At 61.0% G+C, this 15,834-nt stretch carries 19 protein-coding genes; 10 read left to right on the plus strand and 9 right to left on the minus strand.

Translation table 11 applies throughout. The features are described from left to right. Positions 1-32 precede the first annotated feature (32 nt). The 3 genes from DES44_RS17295 to DES44_RS17305 all read right to left on the minus strand — a co-directional run bounded on the left by DES44_RS17295 (position 33) and on the right by DES44_RS17305 (position 2,547). Positions 33-743 carry a hypothetical protein gene (locus DES44_RS17295; protein WP_058933547.1) on the minus strand — a complete coding sequence of 237 codons (711 nt, stop codon included), beginning with the start codon at positions 741-743 and terminating at the stop codon, positions 33-35. Positions 744-841: 98 nt separating this feature from the next. Beyond that, positions 842-1,678, minus strand: a complete 837-nt coding sequence (locus tag DES44_RS17300; protein WP_058933546.1) for a zinc metalloprotease — start codon at positions 1,676-1,678, stop codon at positions 842-844. Further along, positions 1,657-2,547, minus strand: coding sequence for an EamA family transporter (locus DES44_RS17305; protein WP_058933545.1), 891 nt, complete (start codon positions 2,545-2,547; stop codon positions 1,657-1,659). The genes DES44_RS17300 and DES44_RS17305 overlap by 22 nt, the downstream gene beginning before the upstream one ends. A 480-nt stretch (positions 2,548-3,027) precedes the next feature. Here DES44_RS17305 and DES44_RS17310 point away from each other — a divergent pair, with 480 nt between their 5' ends. From DES44_RS17310 to DES44_RS17320, 3 genes are all read left to right on the plus strand, one after another. Next, entirely contained in the window at positions 3,028-3,534 is a 507-nt protein-coding gene (locus DES44_RS17310) for a hypothetical protein (protein WP_147307118.1), read from the plus strand. A gap of 439 nt (positions 3,535-3,973) precedes the next feature. Beyond that, positions 3,974-4,288 (plus strand): hypothetical protein, encoded by a 315-nt coding sequence (locus DES44_RS17315; protein ID WP_147307119.1) that lies wholly within the window; start codon positions 3,974-3,976, stop codon positions 4,286-4,288. A 64-nt stretch (positions 4,289-4,352) separates the two neighbouring features. Continuing rightward, positions 4,353-4,772 carry a hypothetical protein gene (locus DES44_RS17320; RefSeq protein ID WP_058933542.1) on the plus strand — a complete coding sequence of 140 codons (420 nt, stop codon included), beginning with the start codon at positions 4,353-4,355 and terminating at the stop codon, positions 4,770-4,772. Between the two features lie 197 nt (positions 4,773-4,969). Here DES44_RS17320 and DES44_RS17325 read toward each other — a convergent pair whose 3' ends face one another. Next, entirely contained in the window at positions 4,970-6,988 is a 2,019-nt protein-coding gene (locus tag DES44_RS17325) for a DUF4332 domain-containing protein (RefSeq protein WP_058933541.1), read from the minus strand. A 597-nt stretch (positions 6,989-7,585) separates the two neighbouring features. Between DES44_RS17325 and DES44_RS17330 the strand changes: the two genes are divergently transcribed. Next, on the plus strand, positions 7,586-7,840 hold the full coding sequence (locus tag DES44_RS17330) for a hypothetical protein (RefSeq protein ID WP_058933540.1): 255 nt from the start codon (positions 7,586-7,588) through the stop codon (positions 7,838-7,840). 204 nt (positions 7,841-8,044) lie between these two features. Here the strand turns inward: DES44_RS17330 and DES44_RS17335 are convergent, their stop codons facing one another. Then, positions 8,045-8,593 (minus strand): hypothetical protein, encoded by a 549-nt coding sequence (locus tag DES44_RS17335; RefSeq protein WP_058933539.1) that lies wholly within the window; start codon positions 8,591-8,593, stop codon positions 8,045-8,047. 317 nt (positions 8,594-8,910) lie between these two features. On the opposite strand from DES44_RS17335, the gene DES44_RS17340 reads away from it, so the two are divergent. The 3 genes from DES44_RS17340 to DES44_RS17350 all read left to right on the plus strand — a co-directional run bounded on the left by DES44_RS17340 (position 8,911) and on the right by DES44_RS17350 (position 12,756). Continuing rightward, positions 8,911-11,604 (plus strand): TrlF family AAA-like ATPase, encoded by a 2,694-nt coding sequence (locus DES44_RS17340; RefSeq protein WP_116001744.1) that lies wholly within the window; start codon positions 8,911-8,913, stop codon positions 11,602-11,604. 126 nt (positions 11,605-11,730) lie between these two features. Further along, positions 11,731-11,901, plus strand: coding sequence for a helix-turn-helix domain-containing protein (locus tag DES44_RS26070; RefSeq protein ID WP_375137546.1), 171 nt, complete (start codon positions 11,731-11,733; stop codon positions 11,899-11,901). A gap of 324 nt (positions 11,902-12,225) precedes the next feature. Then, on the plus strand, positions 12,226-12,756 hold the full coding sequence (locus tag DES44_RS17350; RefSeq protein ID WP_058933536.1) for an HAD family hydrolase: 531 nt from the start codon (positions 12,226-12,228) through the stop codon (positions 12,754-12,756). An 81-nt stretch (positions 12,757-12,837) separates the two neighbouring features. On the opposite strand, the gene DES44_RS17355 is transcribed toward DES44_RS17350, so the two are convergent. Together DES44_RS17355 and DES44_RS17360 are read right to left on the minus strand one after the other, a co-directional pair. Continuing rightward, complete coding sequence (locus DES44_RS17355) at positions 12,838-13,020, minus strand: hypothetical protein (protein WP_058933535.1); 183 nt, start codon at positions 13,018-13,020, stop codon at positions 12,838-12,840. A 73-nt stretch (positions 13,021-13,093) separates the two neighbouring features. Next, positions 13,094-13,510, minus strand: a complete 417-nt coding sequence (locus DES44_RS17360; protein WP_058933534.1) for a hypothetical protein — start codon at positions 13,508-13,510, stop codon at positions 13,094-13,096. A 191-nt stretch (positions 13,511-13,701) separates the two neighbouring features. On the opposite strand from DES44_RS17360, the gene DES44_RS25330 reads away from it, so the two are divergent. The 3 genes from DES44_RS25330 to DES44_RS24725 all read left to right on the plus strand — a co-directional run bounded on the left by DES44_RS25330 (position 13,702) and on the right by DES44_RS24725 (position 14,912). After that, complete coding sequence (locus DES44_RS25330; protein WP_157592928.1) at positions 13,702-14,010, plus strand: hypothetical protein; 309 nt, start codon at positions 13,702-13,704, stop codon at positions 14,008-14,010. A gap of 260 nt (positions 14,011-14,270) precedes the next feature. Further along, positions 14,271-14,501, plus strand: coding sequence for a hypothetical protein (locus DES44_RS17365; RefSeq protein WP_147307120.1), 231 nt, complete (start codon positions 14,271-14,273; stop codon positions 14,499-14,501). A gap of 57 nt (positions 14,502-14,558) precedes the next feature. Continuing rightward, positions 14,559-14,912, plus strand: coding sequence for a hypothetical protein (locus DES44_RS24725; protein WP_147307121.1), 354 nt, complete (start codon positions 14,559-14,561; stop codon positions 14,910-14,912). A gap of 31 nt (positions 14,913-14,943) precedes the next feature. Here the strand turns inward: DES44_RS24725 and DES44_RS17370 are convergent, their stop codons facing one another. After that, the gene (locus DES44_RS17370; RefSeq protein ID WP_058933532.1) at positions 14,944-15,360 is read right to left on the minus strand and encodes an acyl carrier protein; all 417 of its coding nucleotides are present in this window, start codon (positions 15,358-15,360) and stop codon (positions 14,944-14,946) included. Continuing rightward, complete coding sequence (locus DES44_RS24730; protein ID WP_147307122.1) at positions 15,357-15,806, minus strand: hypothetical protein; 450 nt, start codon at positions 15,804-15,806, stop codon at positions 15,357-15,359. The genes DES44_RS17370 and DES44_RS24730 overlap by 4 nt, the downstream gene beginning before the upstream one ends. Between the last annotated feature and the right edge of the window lie 28 nt (positions 15,807-15,834).

The following is a 15,834-nucleotide window of genomic DNA, read 5'->3' on the forward strand; positions in this document are numbered from 1 at the left end:
GAGGACGGCAAAGTGGTCCGCATCACCCGCCCTCAGGGCGCCAGATCCACCCTCACCTGCAACTCCCGCATCCGCTGAACCTCGGCGTCCCGCGTGCTGTACTGGTTGGGCGGACTGCCAGCGTAGTAGCTCCCTGAGCGGGCCACCGTCACCCACTGCCCCAGCGGCACCTGCACCGTGCTGAGCACGCTGGCGTCCTCGGTCGGCGCACCGTAGCCGGACGGATCCAAGGGCGGTGCCCCACCGGGCCGATTGCTCTGCTCCTGGGTGCGGATCTCCACGGTCACCGGCTGCCGGCCGCCGGCCCACGACGGCTTGACCATCACCCCGCGGCTGCGCTCCGCCACACCCTGGCGAGGTGCCACGTAGTAGCGGTCCTCGCGTCCCTGCTGACGCTGCACGCCGACATCCACCCATTGGATGGGCGTGACTTCATTGAGCGTCACCGAGGCCTGTTGGCCATTGAGCACCATGAGCCGGGGGAGCGACTGCTGCTGACTGCGCCGCTCCGTGCTGAGCGTGACGCCTCCGCGCGCCGACACCGACCCGCCGGTGCTCACCACCACGCTGCCGTCCCGCACCCCGGCCACGGCGGCACCGCTGAGTTCCTGGTCCACCCAGCGCAACTCCACCCAGAGATTCTGGCGCGGCAACTGCGCCGAGGCCGGTACGGCCGCCAGGCCCAGGGTCGCGATCATCGAGGCACCCAGCAGGCGCCCCAGCCATCGACGGTGTGTGTTCATGCGGCCAGCATACGACGGGAGCGCGTGCGGGTCATCTTTCACGCGGGCGGTCTGCACTTTTGTGTCTACCGCTGTGTGCCTGAACAGGGCTCGCGCTGTTAATTCCCCGAGCCGTTCAACGCACGGCACCGCGCCAGATCGCAGGCGGTGGGCAGCATGGACCGGTACTCCACCACGCTGCCCCAGGCGGACGCGTCCCGCAGGGTGCAGCGCTGGCCTTTGCCGTTGTCGTAGTAGGACATCACGTCCACGCAGCGCCGGGAGTGGGCCATCAGGCCGTAGAAGTGGCCCATCTCGTGGGACAGCACCATCTGCAGGGTTTGCTCGGCCGGATAAGCGGGGTTGCGCTCCCTGAGCAGCCGAAACAGCCCCGGCCCCAGCGACAGCGTGCGCGCCGGCACGTTGGCCAGACCGAACTGGCCGCGGCTGCCGGTGTCGGTCCAGACGATCTGGATGTCGCCCTCGGCCGGCGATTGGCGCGGCGGCAAGGCTTGCACCGACGCCGTCACCCCGCACGGGGACCACGCCTGCACCGATCGCTGCGCCAGAGCCAGCACCTGGGCCGCATCGAACCAGGGCGGCGCCGCGTCGTGGCGGTAGACGAAACGCAGCGGACGGGACACGGCACTGCGGTCCCGGCCGTCGCCCCAGGTGGTGGATTCGCCGGGGCGGCAGGAGGCGATTTCCTGGTCTCGCAGGGTCTGGGCTTTTGCAGCGGATGGCGACGAGGCGGAGAGGGCTGGCCGATCGGGCAGGCGCTGGGCGGCAGCGGGCAGGGACATCAGGGCGGCTGCCGCTGCGACCAGCGCGACTTGGGCGGCTAGGGTGGCCAGGGCGGCTGGGGAGGCCGGTGCGACCAGCGTCGCCGGTGCGGGGCTGAGGCCGCCCCCACGGGTGGAGCGCCTGCCCCGGCTCATGCCGACCGCAGCCGCCATGCCTGCCGCACCCGAGGCCAGAGCAGATTGATGGCTAGGCCGCTCATCACCAGCGCCGCCGCGGTGAGCTTCCAAAGGGGCAGGCCCTCGCCCAGCAACAGGGCCGAGCAACTCATGCCGAAGATGGGCACCAGCAGGGCCATGGGGACCACAGTGGCGGCGGGATGGCGGGAAAGCAGCCAGCTCCAGGCCCCGTAGCCGAACAGCGTGTTGGCGCCGGCCTGCCAGACCACCGCGCCCCAGGCGCCGTAGCTGGCGTGACTCAGCGCGCTGGACATGCGCTGCGGCCCTTCGATGAGGAAGGACAGCGCGAAAAGCGCCGGCGCGGCGAAGGCGCTGCTCCACACCACATAGGCGAGCATGTTCACGCCCACCGCCTTCTTGCCGATCACATTGCCGCTGGCCCAGGACAGGGCGGCCAGCAGCACCATGGCCAGGCCCAGCACGGTGGTGGTGCCGTCGGTGTGCGACGCGATGATGCCGATGCCGCCAGCCGCCAGCACCAAGGCCAGCCACTGGAAGGGCTGTACCCGTTCACCGCTGGTGTGCATGGCCAGGAAGAGCGTGAAGAACACTTGGGTCTGGATGACCAGCGAGGCCAGGCCAGGGGAGATCTGGGAGCCCATGGCGAGGTACAGCAGGCTGAACTGCGCGACGCCGACCAAGGCGCCATAGGCGGCCAGGTTGTAGAGGCTGACCTTGGGGCGGGGCAGGAAGAAGATGGCGGGCACCGTGGCCAGCGTGAAGCGCAAGGCCGCGAAGAGCAGCGGTGGGAAGGCGTTCAAGCCCCAGCGGATCACCACGAAATTGCTGCCCCAGATGGCGACAACGGCAAGGGCGAGCAGGAAGTGGCGGAAGGAGAGCGTCATGGGGCGCTGGGAAGTTGGGGAGTGGCGTGCTCACTATGCCAGCAAGGCTTGGGTGGGGGCCGGTACAGATGGTGGGGTGATGCGCCAGTACAGGGGAGCGGTGCGTCTCACCCGATTGCTTCAGTGTGGCTGTGCTCGTGGGGCGATCTTGCCAATTGCTGAGCAGCAGACGCGACGCCTTGTTGCGCTCATCGAATCGACACTAGGGCATTATTCTGGTCATTCCTGGGAGAGTGCTACTGTCATGCTGTCCTTGCCTGTGCGGGCGGATTCAGCATCGCCCGAGCCAGTTGCTCCTAACCCCTTGCGCATGGATTTAATTTGACAGGTCCTGTCATGGCTCGATTCAAGGAAAACGCAGTTCGGTCCCGAGCTGAAACCGGCGTAGGCCGGTGCGTGGATGATTCGCCGCAGAAGCGGACGTCGATGTCGAGGGTTCGTGCACACTTCTGCCTCAGTTCAGTCCGCTTTCGCACCCACATGAGCATTCGAATCGCGATCCTCACAGTCTCTTCACTGATCTGCTCCGCCGCGGTTGCTGGGCCAGTAGCAAATGAGGCTTTCGCTCAAGCCGCATTGCTAGGCATGCAACTGTCAGTGAAGAAAGCTGCGCAAGAAGGCGGCGCTTCTCATGAGACATACGCGTGCGTCCAGCGCCTGACTCCGGAGGTTTTTGTTGCTGCTGTTGACGCCGTGATGTCAGCGGCGTTGACTCAGCAACAGCGGGATGACGCTGATCGCTTCTTTTCGAGCGACGTCGGAAGGAAGTATCTCAAGCACGGCTTGCTTCAAACCTACAACGCCGTGGGACAGAAGCCACCCGAAGCACTGCCGTCCTTTTCGGACGTCGAATACAGCGCACTTTCATCCTTCGCGTCCACATCGACAGGACAGTTACTGATCACACGCCAGGTGATGCAGTCCCCCGCCGCTCGGCAGGTGTATGGCAGACGGATCAGCGAGCTAGTTGCTGAATGCAAGCAGTGACGCACCAGCAGCGCCGTCCCCATTCAGCTTGAACTTGACGTCAATCGGCGACTGGCCACCTCGCAGCGATTGCGGCCGGCAGTGCTCCCAGCCTCGAGCGGCTTCTATCGGCCAGGAGCAGGCAGTCGTCAATGCCAGCATTCAGGAACCGTAGGTAGCCTGTGTCCATGAGCACAAATGAAGATCCCCTGGTCGCTGAAATCCGAACGTTCTTGGGTTCCTATGCGGAGCATGACCCGGACTGTCCAGCGTTCGATGCTGCTGGCCCCGCAGTAAGCGATCCAGCCAACTGCATATGCGGGCTGACGCTCCGCGAGCATGAGCTGCTCTCGGAGCTCCAGCGTCGACTGGTATCGTCTGATCGCTAGGCCGGCCCTCGGCCCAGAAGCGGACGGCGGCGAAAGACTGGTGCGGAATAGTTCAGCGCAGCGGGATCAGGATGAAAGTTCAACGCGTGTGGGCCGCGGACATCTGTCGGGATGGCGGCTCGTACTCCGTGTGCTTCGATTCAGATGACGGACATTGGTACGAGCTCTTCCTGAAGACCAGGGCCTTTATGGGCTCCGGGCCCACTCACGAACCGCCAGTGATTTACCGGGGAAGTGCCAACGATCACAATGCCGTGCGATCGCTGTCGTGGCAAGAGGCAAAGGCTTTCCTAGCTTCCATGTCGTTCGAGGGCAACCGATTTGAGGAGTTGCGGCGCATCATCGACGCTGAGGGCGGCGCGATCGGCAACCCTTCTGTTGAGTGACAAGACCGAACGCTGCCAGCTTGTGCCATGCGCGACCTGCAGGCTTCGGAGTAGCCTAGCCATCATGAAGGCCAACGAAATCACAGCCCTGGTTGTTGAGAATGCATCGCGGTTTGGCGATCGCAACCCACAGCAAGTGAAGTACTTGACCTCTCGGTTCAGAGACGTCGAAGAAACAGCGGTCGCCCACGGCCTGCTGCGCGTGTTCACCGAAGGGGCTGGCCCGCCGGAAGGTTCCGCAGCGCAAGAGCTTGCGGGTCAACTGCTCGAGGCGCTGTGCCCGAAGTCGTCACTTGAGCTCAGCGAAATCCTGTCAGCCGCCCTCAGTCGCTACGAACTGAGCGTCGAACAGTTTCCGCTTTACCTGGCATTGACCTTTGGCAAGTGGCAGATGCTTGCCGAGCTCGACCGACTCGAAAACGCGATGCAGTTGGAGGCTGAGTATCGAGCCATACAAACTATGAAGTTCTGGCTGCGTGGGTGACAGCTTTGTACCTTCAGGTTTTTGAGTAGACGATTTCCGCTTGGGGATAGGACGGCCACCCGACGTCGCGCCGTTGACCGTGCATTCAATGTAGGCATCGAGAAACCGCCCCGGAGTACCGCCTTCGTGGTTAGGGGCCTCGCGTATTCACGGGATTCCAAGGATCGAAATCACTGCAGCCTGGTGAAGCTGGGTGCTCAAGCCGCCGCGATCCACTCGGCCACAACCTGGGGATCAAGCATGTAGTTTTGAATGCCGAGACGGGCGGCGGTGGCAAGCAATCGCGCGTGCAGATCCGCCGCCGCGCAGGCGGCCAACTGCGCCCGGGTGGCGATGCCGCTTTCGGCGAGCAGGTGCGCGTCGTCGCCGAGCACGCCGGGGACACGCAGCAGTCCTGCCTGTTGCACCCACCACTGCGCCTGGGCCGGAGGCTGCCCAACGAGCGCGGCGATCCTCGCGACGTCGGACTCGCTCCCAAGCGCCCTCAGCAACGCGCCGGTGTCGCGGATACCAGCCGCGTGCAGGGCGGTCTCCGCTGCGGCGTCCAGGGCCACGATTTCGCGCAGCGGATACGCAGAAGCGCGCAGCCGACCCTGCCAGGCGAGCAACGAAGTCGCGAAGATCGCATTGTTGAGACTGTGGCCGTCGAAAGCGTCCTGCGTGCGCTGCGAATACCAAGCCCGCATCCGCGCAGACTTGCCCAGGTCGCGTCCCGCATTGCGCCGATCGTCCGCGGCCTGGGCAGCGAACTCCAGGACGTCCTCAGGTGGCTCGAGCGCAGTATCGGCGGAGGATCTGACCAGGCCGGCCAGACTCGCCGCCATCCTTGCCCTCGGAGTCGGCGGTTCGCCAAGTCCAAACTGGTCGCAGAGCGTGCGGATGATCGAGGTGTGATCGACTCCCGTCACAAACACGCCGCACGGGCCCTCAACCTGTTTTCCGTCGGTTGGCCGGAAGACCGGGCCGGCCACACGCGGATTGATGAGAATGGCCGGCACGCGCACGCCGTAGCGGTCGTAGTTGAAATTGGATACCGGCGAAGTGAAGGGGCTGACCGCGGGCCCGGGCGGCATGTGGTCGTACGTGCCACCGTGCTCGTCGTAAGTGACGATCAGGAGCGTGCGGTCAAAGACGTCCGGGTACCGAGTGAGCGTCTTGTAGACGTCGGCGAGAAACTTTTCACCATCGCGCACGTCGATGGGTGGCTGGAAGTTCGGTCCATTGAGATCCAGCGGGTCGGGGAGCGAGCCGCCCGGGTGATTGCTATTGGCGGTGTACTCGACACTGGTATAGGCCGGTTCAATGAAACTGTAGGTGGGTAACAGCCCATTGCGAATGTCGTATTCGAAATTGGTTTCTTCGCTGAAATGCTCGTGGTAGCGGAACACGTTGCCGCCGTAACGGTGAAGCGGGCACCAGTGCTGATAGACGTAGTCGCACATCGCCGACAGCGGAGCATCGTGGTAGTACACCTTCCAATTGAGTTTCGGATCGCCACCGGAGAAATCGCTGCAGGGCCCTGATTTGCCGGCTGGGTTGGCGTCGTCGAGCAATTGGAAGATCGTGGTGTCCGTCACCGGAGCCACAAAATCCCCACGGACGATCGCGCTGAAACTCAATCCCGACGTGTAGTCGCCATTGTTGACCCTTGATGTCCTCAGCGCCGGGCGCGGCGACGACGATTTCGGTAGCAGTGAGGGAGTACCGGTATGGGTGAAGACTCGATTGCAAATCGTCTGCACTGGCGCGGCCGCATGCCAGACATCACACACCGCATAACGCGAGCCCAGCGCGAAGCTCACCGGCAAGGTCTGCCGGCTGAAGTACTGCATGATGTTGCGCGGCACCGGTGGCCCACTGGGGTAGCCGGGGAACTCGGGAGCGGCCGGCTGGCTGGCATAGCTGGTTGCGAAGCCAGACATGGTCGCTTTCTGACAAGGCAGTGGCGATTTGGTCCCAAACAGTTGCACATTCATGTCGGTGAACAACTCGCCTGGGTCCGGATTGGGAATGGCGCCGGTTCCGGGACCGCATTCGGCCTGCCACACCGTCCAGGTGCCTACGGGTAATGGGGCTGTGGTGCTGTTGGATTCTGTCCCGGTGAGTCCGAAGAAGTTCGGCCCGGCCGGATGCAATCCGCCAAACAGGTTGTCGAAGGAGCGGTTCTCGAGCATCAACACCACGACGTGGTCGATGTCTGGCAGCGGCTGGCTCATGGGCAATCCTCCGATCCCGCCGGGCGCGGGCAATGCATGGGCTGACCATGACTCTATCGCTGATCGCAGCAGACGGAACGCTCCGGATTCAATTGGATCCTCAGGGCTGAGTACGTGAGTCGTCAGCGCTTTCGCGGCCCGCCATCCTGTCCGCCGCCCTCAGTCGCTACGAACTGAGCGTAGAGCAGTTCCCGCTTTACCTGGCATCGACCTTTGGCAAGTGCCAGGTGCTTGCCGAGCTTGACCGACTCGAAGACACGATGCAGTTGGAGACTGAGTGTCGAGCCATAAGAAATATGAAGTTCTGGCTGCGTGGGTGACAGCGGAGCAAGGGACCGGTCACTCGCGCGGCTTTCGTGATGCCGTACGGGAAAGTCACCCAAGCGCTGCCTGTGGACGGCCGATTCCTGTGAAAGTGGTCGGCGTGGTCCAAGTCATAGAGCGGCAGGCGGCAGCCTCCGACATTGGCGCGTGAGCTTTGGACGTCAGCAATCAGCCTGAAACGCCCGCCTGCCGTAAACGGCGGCTACACAGCGGATGCGGGCATGTTTTGGCTCAAGCATGACAATATGAGCCCAACCCATTTCGCTTGATGTCATGGACTTGCCTGCAGCCGACGACCAGGAAGCAATCTTTCGCTTCGCAATGACGTTCAATGCCTACGAGATGTTCGGGTCGTTTGAAGCAGCAGCCGCAGTGGCGCGCGCAGCGAATCGTTCCACGCTCGAGGAGGCTCGAGCGGAGCTTTTCTTCAAGGCGCGTGCTGCCCGTCATTTGGGCTCGGACGGGCACGTTGTTGCCTATCAGGAACTGTTGCCGGTTCTGAAGGCCTACATGAGCGAGTCGCACTAGAGTAGGGCTGAGCCCCCGAGGAAAGGCCGCCAGCCTAAAGCGGCCGCCTGCCATGAACGGCGGCTCTGCAGCGGGAGCGGACATTAGGTTTTGCGACTCGTCGGGCAGGCGCCGCCGCTCACCAATGGCAGCTATACGGCGCGGTTCAACCAAGGCGATCCCGGCGTGTCCATAACTGGAGCCGCAAGGCAACACAGGGCTCACTTAGAACGTGCGGCTCGACTGCTCGACTTTTTGGCCACCTTCGTAGTACTCAAGCTGACAGATCCTCTTGAAGCGGTCAAGTTCAACGAACACACCTAAAACGTAGCCGCAGACATGCTCTGGAAGCGCCACGCCATCAGCGCTCCAGATGTCGTCATAGCTGCCCTTGGTCAAGGCGCGAAGTCGTTCTCGGTCTTTGTACTTGTCCGCAGGTGGCGTATCTCGCTTCTTCACCTCGATGGCGATTAGGTTGTCTTGCCTGATGATCTGGCCGCGGCTGTGAAGAAGGAGATCGCAATTGATGGCAATCACTCGCATGGCGCCGTCGAGAATTGTTTTGACCTTGCCATCCTGCTTTCGGTTGTACTCGGTGTCGGCGTAGTAATCGACAAGCCCGTGGGCATTTGCCGCATGCTGTAAGCAGATTGCCATGCGACCACAGTTGCTGCGTTCGTTGACGCCTTCCAGGACCTCCTGAACTTCATGCTCGAAGAACGTCTCAAGAGTCTGATCGAAGACCCGACGCACCAAGGTGGGAGTGATTGACATAAGAACCTCAAAAATCTTGATGACGTAGGTGGGGTATAGGGCTTAATGGCGCCGGCATCGTGCCAACCCGTGCCGAAAGCAAGCAGACTTCCTCCGAGAGTTTCGAGGACACCGACTCTCCGAGCCGAACTGAATTGTGCAAGGCCCCCACCTGCAGGCAGCCACTAACGACGGAAGTACTCCGGCCATTCTGTATAGCCGGCGATCCGCGCGATCCTGCATCCGGGAGATTGATCTCGGATGTTTACCTCTCGGGAAGACCCCATGCGAGCGTCACTGCGCCGACCCGCAGAATGCTCGAAAAACGGGAGGGTCGGATGGACGCATTTGAGGCGATAAACCAGCAACCGGCGGGCGCGACGTTCTTCAGGGCGGATCTGCATGTGCATTGCTATGGCGGCTCTCACGACGTAAAAGACATTTCTATGACGCCTGAGGCCGTCGTCGCAATGGCCATACAAGAGCACCTTGCGATCATTGCGATCGCAGACCACAACGAGATCTCAAGTGTCGAGCGAGCGCTCAAGGCATCAGAGGGCACCCCCGTCCTCGTCATCCCCGCGATTGAGCTGTCGACGGCCCAAGGTCATTTGCTTTGCTACCTCCCCTCGCTTAAGGCATTGCGCCAACTGCATGGTCAATTGTCCATTGTTGACAGTGGCCTTCCAACCTCCCGGTGTCAGCAGTCTATGTTGGAGTGTCTGAATCTGGTCGCTCGCCTCGGCGGATTCGGCATCCTTGCCCATGTCGACGGACCTTCCGGCTTTGACGTAGTAGTGCCGGGCGCTTCGCCTCATAAGGCCGACGTGATCTGTCACGGTGCTTTGCTTGGGATGGAGTTGAGATCCGCTGCATCGACGGTCTCGTTCGCCGCTGGAGATCCCGAATCCAGTAGATCGGAACTTGGCGAGGAACGCATCCGCCGACTCGGTCTCGCATCGAAACAATGCCTAGCGCGGGTCTTGAACTCGGATGCTCACAGCCTCACGGCGCTGGGACGAAACGCAGAGAACTTGCAGCGAGTAACCCGGTACAAGATGGACGAGCCGGGTTTCGATGCATTGCGGATCGCCCTGGAAGATGCGGACGCACGTGTGCGCATTGAGGATCTGGTTCCGGCGAGCATCCCCTACGTCGTCGGCCTAACAATTAATGGAGGATTTCTGGCGGGACAGTGCATCCAGTTCAGTCCGAACTTGAATTGCATCATCGGCGGTCGCGGCACTGGAAAGTCGACGACGTTCGAGGCCGTACGTTGTCTGATTGACGACGGCGAAGGGCGCAATGAGGTGGTCGACTCGGACGTATGGCCTGAGGAACTGCACCTGCTCTGGCGCGACAAGGCCGGGCAGGAGCAGATGCTTTTTCGATTGAAGGAGGGGGACATGGAGAACCTAAGTTCACCTGACACCGGTCCCACGAGCTTTGACGTCGATTGTTTCGGCCAAGGCGAGGCTGCCAAGATCAGCGCGCAAGCGAAGGCGAACCCATTAGCCCTGCTGCACTACCTGGATAGGTTCATCGAGATCGAAGAGGCTCTCGCCGATGAACTCGAGGTCAGGGAAGAACTCCTGACTTTGCAATCCAGCATCGAGGAGGCGGAACAAAAAGTTCAGCTCATCCCCCAGCACGAACGGCTGCTCGCCACGACCAAACAACAGCTGGTGGCATTGCAGAAGCCTGAGGTAAAGGAGCTGATCGAGCTCCAACGTCAACTGGCGACTGAGAAGGGGGTGCGCTCCCAGCTGACGGAGCTGCTTGCAACAGCCAAGAGAGAGTCAGCCACGCTGCCGTCCCGGGTTGCCGTGAAGGGAATCAGGGAACTGGCCGATCCACAGCAGCTTGCCGTCGGCGGCGATCAGTTTCGAGCGATCTTGGATGGCGTCTCCGTGCTCGAAGTCGCTGTTTCCAATGCGGAGAGCGGCATTAGCAAAGGCCTTCTGAAGTTTGAGCAGATAGTGGCCGGTGAGATGGCTCAATGGAAGGTTAAAGAGACTGAAGCGCAGCGGAGAATTGATGCCAAGCGGCGTGAGTTGGAGGCTCTGAAAGTAACCTTTGACATGTCTTATATCGCCAAGCTTGCCAAGGATGAAGCGACGCATGAGCAGTCCGTCAAAGCCCTCAAAACCTGGGTTCCTCATCTGGCTAGCCTGAAGAAAAAGCGTAAAGAGACTTTGTCCGAACGCTGGCAGGCCCGCACTCGTGTTTCGTCTCTTCGGGACGGCTTTGCCCGCTTGGCCACAAAGACCCTGAAGGAAGCGCTGTCAGACTTGAATGTGAGCCTCAAATACACATCAAGCGCGTATTCACCGGAAGCTGCGGACCTCATCATCGACGCCATGGGTTGGCGCACAAATCAGCAGCAGCGTGCGACCTGGTTGGTAAATACCTTAACCGTACCTGCGTTGCTGGCTGCAATCGCTAAAGGAGATACGAGTCCAATCACCTCCTTGAAGACAGACGAGGAGGTGCAGATCTTCAAACTAGATGAAGCGCAACTCATACTCGAGCGACTTGCGGTACCCAAGGTCTTGTTTGCGCTCGAACGCGTAGCCCTCCACGATCTTCCACGGCTTCAAGTGACCAAGCGCCTGATCAACGCAGATGGCGAAGAGCGATTCGCGCGCAAGGAATTTTCAAAACTGTCGCTCGGCCAACAACAGTCTGTCCTTCTCGCGCTAATGCTGTCCGCCGACACCGATCGCCCCCTCATCATTGACCAGCCCGAAGACAACCTCGACGGCGAATTCATCTACTCGACACTGGTTCCCGTCCTGAGGCGGGCGAAAGAACGCCGCCAAGTCATCATCGTGACCCACAACGCCAACGTGGCAGTGCTGGGCGATGCGGAGCAAATCGTTGTCATGAAAGCGGCCAACGAACGCGGGGAGATCGTAGCTCGTGGATCGATTGACGATGAGGCAACGCGTAAGGCTGCCTGTGCGATTTTGGAGGGAGCCCGAGAGGCGTTTCTGCGACGGGCCAAGATCTACGGGATCAAGGCGCATTGAGAGTCAACGCCGCCGCCCGCCCTACTCAAGGCAAACTTGCGGGAACCGCTGCAAATCGAGGCGCTCGAGACACAGGTCGGCATGAGTGCGTCCCGGTTCCATCACCATTTCCGGCGACTGACCTCGATGAGCCCACTCCAGTTCCAAAAGTGGCTGCGGCTCACGGAAGCGCGACGGCTGATGCTAATCCAGGGTCCCGATGCGTCGACAGCGGCCTGCGATGTCGGCAACGAAAGCCCGTCTCAATTCAGCTGGGAATATGCCGGCAGTTTGGTGCGTCACCGCGCCGTGACATGACGGGTCTGCTGCGGCAGGCTGCGGTGCCGGCGGGGTAGGGAACCGCCGATTTATCCGTGGCGGAAAATGTTGGGCCAACTCGCCGCCGGCTGTGATTCTGCAGGCCAGCTGCGACAGCCCGAGGTACGCGGGCAAGAAGGGCCTACCCAAGCCGCAAACGCAGGCACAGCGGTCCACCTGGCGCGGACAGTCAAATGTCTGGTGACCGCCACCGCGGTCGGTCAGGCTGCCCGCCGCGAATGACTCTGACCAGCCTGAAACGGCCGCGGAAGTGGACATCCTTCCACCTCGGTATGCTCTGCAGCCGAACGAGAGGAGGAAACCATGCAGAAGCGGCTTGTCGTGTTCGACCTTGACGAGACGCTCGTCCACGCGCGAGAAGAGCCGCTGGCTGTAAAGCCGTTGGCGCGAGTTGGGTTGTACTGGGTCTATCTGCGCCCTCACGCGCATCGCTTGCTGTCATTCGCGGCGAGCAACTTCGACGTCGGTTTCTGGTCGTCCTCCAGCGCCGCATACGTGGCCCAGGTTCTTGCGGCCCTGCTACCCGCCGATTTCGACGTGAAATTCGTTTGGGCAGCGGAGCGCTGTGTGCAACGCCCGAACCCAGCCTCGGGCGGATATGCCTATATCAAGGATCTTCGGAAGCTGCGGCGCTTCGGATATCTCGCGGACGAAATCATCATGGTTGACGACAGTCCAGAAAAGGTGGCCCGCCAACCGCGGTCCCATCTGCTGGTTGCGCCGTTCTTCGGTGACCCAAAAGACGTCGAACTACTTGCCGTCGAGAGGACACTGGCGTTCCTTTGCGGCAACGCCTCCGGCGACGGCTCACAAGAGGATGCGCTTTCAGCCTAAAGCCCCTTTTCGACCACAGCCCCAACGGCCATTCCGCTCGACGACGCCGTTGAGCGCATAGATTACCTCGGCGTCCTTCTCCTAAAGCGGCGGCACCTTGTAGTACGCCGCCCGCGACAAGCCTGCGGCCCTGCAGGCTCGCGTGATCGACAGGCGGTGCTCGGTCACCATGACCTCGACCACCTGCCTCTTCGCGGACGGCATCGAAGTTTTTTTCAGCACGTCCTTGATGGCCGCGTTTTCAAGCGGCAGGTCAGCGTACATGCGCTTGAGCCGCGCATTCTCTGCCTTCAGCGTAGGCGTTCCCGTAAGTCATATTGACGCCGGGGATGCGGGCTCAAATCTTGAAGTCCCGCACTCCGCCTTGGAAGACCCATCGAGGAGGCCATGTATTGATGGTGCCCTTGTCTCGAACCCATTCATACGTTTGATCGCCAACGAGGACTGTCTCGAGGTGCACTCTCGCAGCCATCCCATCGACGCGAGCCAAGAAGCTCTCGAACTTGGATAGCCACTCCGCCCACTCGAATTCGACTTCCTTATACGACGCCGCGAAGTGCATAAGCCGGTACATGTAGTCGATCGTAACCTGCTCGCTGCTGGTCATCGCAAACATGCTCCGCACCAGGAAAGGCCAACCGTCGTGCTCCGGTAGCTCTGCGAGCGCGGAACGATTGAGGTCATCGGAATTGATGTCGCCGCGTTGCCCCTTGAAGCAATCGATGACGCCGTATACGTTGCTCTGATGTCCCATGTTTTCCGTCCTCCCGTTCAGCTCTGCTGCTAGAAACCTTGTCCGCCGACTTTTTGGTCGGCATCAGTATGCCGGCATCGTCCTTTGACCTGCCCCCGTCCTGCCATGAACGGCGGCTCTGCAGCGGAAGGGGAAGTTAGGATGCTGGCGGCATTTGACGAGACATCTTTGTGGAAATCTTTCAGACGCTCATGACTGTCGACGAAGCGTTGCAGGTTTCGGGACGTGGCTGCCTTCTATTTCCAATGCTGCGCAACCCGGAGGGTTCGAACCTCCGTGTGGGCGCCGCCGTGGAGCTTTTGCGACCGGACGGAAGCATCTTTAGCTCCGTGATTCATGGGCTTGAAGCTGTCCACAACCGGCGAGAGGATGCACCAGAGATTCGGTTCTTGATTGCATTGCCCAGAACGGTCCATAAGTCCGACGTCCCCAAAGGAACGCTGGTTCGTGTTCTTCTTCAGAATGGCATCGACGGGCCCGTCGGTGCCGTTGATGGCTAGTCCATATGCGAGGACCGCTCCCAGCCTGAAGCCGAGGCGGCATCGCAGCGGAAGCGGCCGGTGTGAGGCCCAATTGCGCTGCAGCGGTCATCGAATATCCTGGCCACATGAAACTTGTCTGTCCAGAATGCCATGGAGCGCTTCAGTTCAACGATGCTGGAGGACTATTTGAAGCGCGCTGCACGAGCTGCGAATGGAAGGCCGAAGGGACGGCTAGTTACGCCTGGGGAGAGATGCCCCGAGCGGAACGGATGCCTGTCATGTCAGCCAAAGCCGCTGCGCCGGTGGCCGCCGCAACGTTGAAGTGCATGCGGGACTTGTTCATCGAAGCGCGGAACCTGCCCCTCAGCCAGCTTGCCGCCCAGCTATGTTCGGCGGAGGGCCTGCTCGTCGGACCTCTGGCCGTCTATCGGATGAATGAGGTCGAGGCGCGGTTGAAGCCGACGGGCGTCCGACTTGAACGCGTTCCGCATGAGGACGATGTCCCCTAACAGCCTTAATCGGAGGTGCGCTGCGACATCGCACTCTGAGCTTGCACATTGAGCGTCATGAAACCACCATCTTCCGTCCGCATAGGTCTGCTTATCGTGACGTTCTGTGTCGTCGTCTTTGCGATTTTCGGCGTGCTAGAAATCAGTTCAAGAGGCCTCGACGGCAACGACAACGGGAAGCTCATCGCCAGCTTTGCTTGTTTCGGACTCCTGTTCGGTGCGGTTCTCGCATTTGATCCATTGCCCGGGGAGAGGCATCCCGGCCGGCCGCTCTGGCGAATCGGATTGGGCGCACTTTCTGGAATTGGCCTCGGCCTTCTTTGGCAGTGGCCGGGCGAAGGCCTTGCGCTCACCAGCCTTGTAGGAGGTGCACTCGGCTATGCGGGTACGACGTGGGCCAAGCACATCTGACGCGCCACTCTTTGCCCTGACGTGCGCCGCATCATTTGGAAAGGACCTTCGCATGGACAAGGTGGATGATGTCATCCACGGTGCGAGTCCGTTCCGCCTCTTGTTTGGAGATTCTGATGTCGAAGCGCCTCTCTAGCCCTTCGACGATCGCGACATCGGTCTCCGGTTCGGCATCCAAGAGGAAGTTCAAGTTTCCCGAAAAGTCGTCTGTCGGTATCACGCGTGAGACGTCTTCATGAAGCGCCTCAGCCAGAACACCTCGCACACCTTTCACGATATCGATGGGAATGCCCGACCCTTGGTAGTAGGTTTCAAAAAACTCTTCATCGGAAAGATGCGCTCTTCCCTTGAATGCGATCTCGACCTTCCTGGCCACTCGGCGACTTTCCGAGTGCAGCCAGAGCACGACGACCAATACGATCATTGCAAGTCCGAGCGCTGTTTTCATGCCGTGGAACGTTTGTGCTCAGCGGGCAGCGAGGCCATCCGCATACGCTTCAAGTCCGCCAGTACGCGTTCGACATGCACGCACATCGCGTTTGAGCCCCAGTAGGGACTGATTGCCTGCAGAACGATGAGCCACTCCCGAAGGAATGTTTCGCTGGAACTCAGTGATGAGCGGCTTGTGTTCCATTGACGTTGAAAACTGCGGGCTCTCTCGCTGAGACCCTGAAACTCGCTTTGGCAGCGACCGCAGAAGCTCGGAATCCACCAAACGTACTTCTTCTCGACTTCGTAAGCGATCTTCTGCCGTTCGGGGGTGAGGACAAACGACGACTCGCACCTCCTGCACTTGCAGGCAATGCCTTCGTATTCGGTAGCGCCTTCGTCGTACTGTCCGCCAGAGCGCTGGCTAGGCAGAGACCACGCGGTTCGGTCAATTGGAACAGTCATGGATCGATGCGGCGTGGATGCCTTCGGT

It is taken from the genome of Roseateles depolymerans (assembly GCF_003387155.1).
Lineage (GTDB): Bacteria > Pseudomonadota > Gammaproteobacteria > Burkholderiales > Burkholderiaceae_C > Roseateles > Roseateles depolymerans.